Origin of the sequence: Rhodopirellula maiorica SM1 (assembly GCF_000346295.1) — a bacterium.
GTDB classification, from domain to species: domain Bacteria; phylum Planctomycetota; class Planctomycetia; order Pirellulales; family Pirellulaceae; genus Novipirellula; species Novipirellula maiorica.
In genome coordinates this window covers 1-3743 of the sequence record NZ_ANOG01000300.1, presented here as the reverse complement: position 1 = coordinate 3743, position 3743 = coordinate 1, and the positions used below count along the sequence as shown (strand labels likewise).

Annotated in this window: 3 protein-coding genes; all 3 read left to right on the top strand. The window is 55.5% G+C overall.

Annotated elements, in window-relative coordinates:
* A partial coding sequence (locus RMSM_RS09795) for a glucose-1-phosphate adenylyltransferase (protein ID WP_144057527.1) occupies window positions 1-1129 on the top strand: 1129 nt, incomplete at its 5' end.
* Between the two features lie 357 nt (window positions 1130-1486).
* On the top strand, window positions 1487-2392 hold the full coding sequence (locus RMSM_RS09790; protein WP_008694891.1) for a GGDEF domain-containing protein: 906 nt from the start codon (window positions 1487-1489) through the stop codon (window positions 2390-2392).
* 82 nt (window positions 2393-2474) lie between these two features.
* Window positions 2475-3743: peptide MFS transporter (locus RMSM_RS41990; RefSeq protein ID WP_008694890.1), on the top strand; the 1269-nt coding region annotated here is incomplete at its 3' end.

The window sequence follows — 3743 nt, the reverse complement described above, 5'->3', positions numbered from 1 at the left end:
TAATGCACTGAACAGCGGGATGCGACGCATGCTGTTGTTGACGCAGTACAAGGCCCCAATCGCTCGATCGTCACATCAATCTGTCCTGGCGCAATACTTTTGCCGCGAGCTTGGCGAATTTATCGACGTCGTTCCGCCACAGCAGCGTATCGACAACAATTGGTATCAAGGCACCGCCGATGCCGTTTATCAAAACATCTACGCGATCGAGAGCGAACAGCCCAAAGACGTCGTGATCTTGGCGGGCGACCACATCTACAAGATGAACTACAAACCGATGGTCGATTTCCATCGCAAAATGGGAGCCGATATCACGATCGGGGCATTGCGGGTCAGTCGCGACGAAGCGAGACAATTTGGGGTGATGCAAGTCGACTTGGATAACCGGTTGACCGGATTCCAAGAAAAGCCCGCCGATCCGATGGCAACCCCCGACGATCCCGATGTCTGTCTGGCATCGATGGGTATCTATGTCTTCAACGCTCGATTCTTGTTTGAACAGCTCTGCGATGATGCGACTCGGACCGATAGCGATCACGACTTCGGCAAGAACATCATTCCCGCGGCTATCGAACATCATCGCGTCTATGCCTTTCCGTTCTTGGACGAAAACCGAAAACGTGATGCCTATTGGCGGGACGTCGGTACCATTGACGCCTACTACGAAGCAAATATGGACCTGGTGGGGGTCGATCCCCAATTGAATCTGTACGACCAACATTGGCCGATTCGCTCGTTCCAACCGATGCTGCCGCCACCGAAGTTTGTCTTTGGAAGTGAAGGCCACTCCTCTCGCCGCGGCGAAGCACTCGACTCGCTGGTTTGCCAAGGAGCGATCATTAGCGGCGGCAGTGTGGCACGCAGCATTGTGGGGCCGAATACCCGGGTCAACAGTTATGCTCACGTCGAAGACAGTATCTTGTTCGAAGGGGTCGAAGTCGGGCGCCGCTGTCGTTTACGCCGCGTTATCGTCGATAAAGGAGTTCGTATCCCAGCCGAAACGGAAATCGGGTATGATCGTGCGGCCGATGAAGCACGCGGTTTTACCGTTACCGATAGCGGATTGGTCGTGATCGCCCGTGGAGAACAGCTGGCTTCGCACCCCGCTGGTGACCCCGTGCACCACTAATCCCTTGCATTTCTAGCCATTGCGTCACTGCCAGTGCGTCAGTCGTCTGTGTACTGATTTCCCTGTGCACCGTTGGCTGGCCCAGGGCGCTCGGTGCACGGTTAGCCGTCGATTCGGTGCGTGATTAACCGCTGCGCTAGAATCCGGTATGCAGGTATCTCGTATGCAAGTATCCGGTATGCAAGTAACCGGCGCGTCGGAACGTGATATCGGTAATGCCGATCGGTTTTGGGAAACAGACTGCCTCTGGGTAACCCCGAGGCTTACCTGCCGCGTTCGCAGTTGTGGACTTCCTCGTTAATTATTATTGGGCAAACGGTCATCAACGAAGAACTATTGCAGGGAAACCTCCTCCCAATGATGGTGGGTATCATCTCAGGCCTCGTGCTGCTGGCCGTGGGGTTAATGCTAGGATACCGGTTCGGACGCAAACATAGCGAAACGGCGGGGATGGCGATGTCACAAGACGAACGCGAACGCGTCCTGCAGATGCTGCAAGAACTCGGGGCCTGGACAAACGAATACTCTGGCAATGTTTCGCAGTATCAATCTCGGCTGGGCGAATTGAGTAACGAGGTCCGGGTGGATGCCCAGTCCACTCAATCGGCGCCCAAAGTGATCGCGCTGCTCAAGCAGATCATGGATAGCAACGAGCAATTGCAAGATCGGCTTGAATCGGCCGAACGCCAGCTCGATAAACAAACCAAACAGATCGAGAGCTATCTCACCGAAGCTCGTACCGACGCGTTGACCGGTCTGCACAACCGACGCGCGTTTGACCAAAAGCTTGACGAAACCTTCGCAACGTTTCGTAAAGGCGGTCGCTCTTTCGCATTGGCGTTGGTGGATATCGATCACTTCAAAAGCTTTAACGATACCCACGGGCACCAAGTCGGCGATCAGGTGCTTCAACAGGTCGCCAAACTGCTGCGATTGGAACTGGATGACGCGATCATGGTTGCCCGTTTTGGCGGCGAAGAGTTCGCAATCGTGATGAACGGTCCGCTGCAAATCGCCGCCGACAAAATGAACAAGGTTCGCAAAACAATGGCGTCACACCAGATCGATTTGGGGACCAAGCCCTTGTCGGTCACGATCAGCGTCGGCGTCAGCGAACCCCGCGATGATTTGGTTGCGAGCCCCGTGGTGCGACGTGCCGATGAGGCACTGTACGCTGCTAAAAACATTGGCCGCAACCGAGTGTATTACCACGACGGCAAAAGCACCTCGTTAGTGGGTGCCCCCGAAGTGGCCAAAGGCTGAACACAACGACTCCCCTGCTTCATTCATTTGCTTCGGCAACTTACCTGTCCTCGAACCTGCATTTCCCGAATTTGAATTCACGATGAGCGTTGACGATTCTGTAACACCCCCGCGTCCGGGCGCCGACCTGCACGAAGGCCAATCCACTTTATTCGGGCATCCCACCGGGTTGTACACGTTGTTCTTTGCCGAGATGTGGGAGCGGTTCTCCTACTACGGCATGCGGGCTTTGTTGGTCTTGTACATGATCAAAGGGTTCCTGAAGTACGGGGACGAACAAGCCTATACGGTCTATGGTGCCTATACGGCGTTGGTCTATATGACGCCGTTTTTCGGCGGTTTGTTGGCCGACCGTGTGTTGGGGCAACGACGTGCCGTGATCCTGGGTGGCGTGTTGATGGCTGCCGGCCACTTGTTGATGACTTACGAAGCGCAGTGGCCATTTTTTGTCGCGCTGTCGCTGCTGATCGTCGGCAACGGTTTCTTCAAACCTAATATCTCGACGATCGTTGGATCGCTGTACCCCAAGGGCAGCGGTAAACGTGACGGCGGGTTCACGATCTTTTATATGGGCATCAATCTCGGGGCCGCGATGAGCCCGTTGTTGTGTGGCTACGTCGGCGAGACCTATGGATGGCACTACGGGTTTGGACTGGCCACGATTGGGATGTTGATCGGATTGGCCGTCTTCGTGATGCCTACGCTGGTAACGCAAGCCTTGATCGGGCTGGGCGCGGCGGTCAGCGCAATCGGCATGCTGGTGTTCCACCCCGACAATCCGTGGACCACCGCCGTAAATATCTTTGTCGCTGCCGCGTTGGTTGCGGCAGGAGCGATCGCTTGTGTCGCTCTCTCGCGAGGCGGTTTGAGTGCCGAGAAAGGCCGGCGCCCTGACGGGATGGATGGCCGTCACGATTGGATGGTCTACCTCGGGACACTCATCGCGATTCCCGTGTTGACACTGCTGGTGAGCGGATTTTCGCCTCTGACCGACGATGGTAAATCGGTCCAGCTGATCCCGGACGAGACGATCAACAGTGTTACCGGTGATATCCCACCAGACGCGTCGGCGACATCAAAGGCGGTTCGTAGCATCGCGGCCGTCTTTTTAAAGGAAGTCAGCAAGCCTGCAGGGCTCGTCTTGACCGTGATCGGGATTATTGCCTTTGGCTATCTGATCATCCAAACCTTCAAATTAGACCAAATACCACGGCAGCGGATGATCGTCGCGCTGGTGCTGATCTTCTTCCAAATGCTGTTCTTTGCGTTCTTTGAGCAGGCCGGTAGTAGTGTGAACCTGTTCACCGACCGCAACGTCGATCGCGTCGTCGAAACGGAAGTGGTGACCGAA

Excerpts from the sequence above, each read along its gene's own strand:
- RMSM_RS09790 (WP_008694891.1), top strand. The coding sequence starts at position 1,487 with ATGATGGTGGGTATCATCTCAGGCCTCGTGCTGCTGGCCGTGGGGTTA.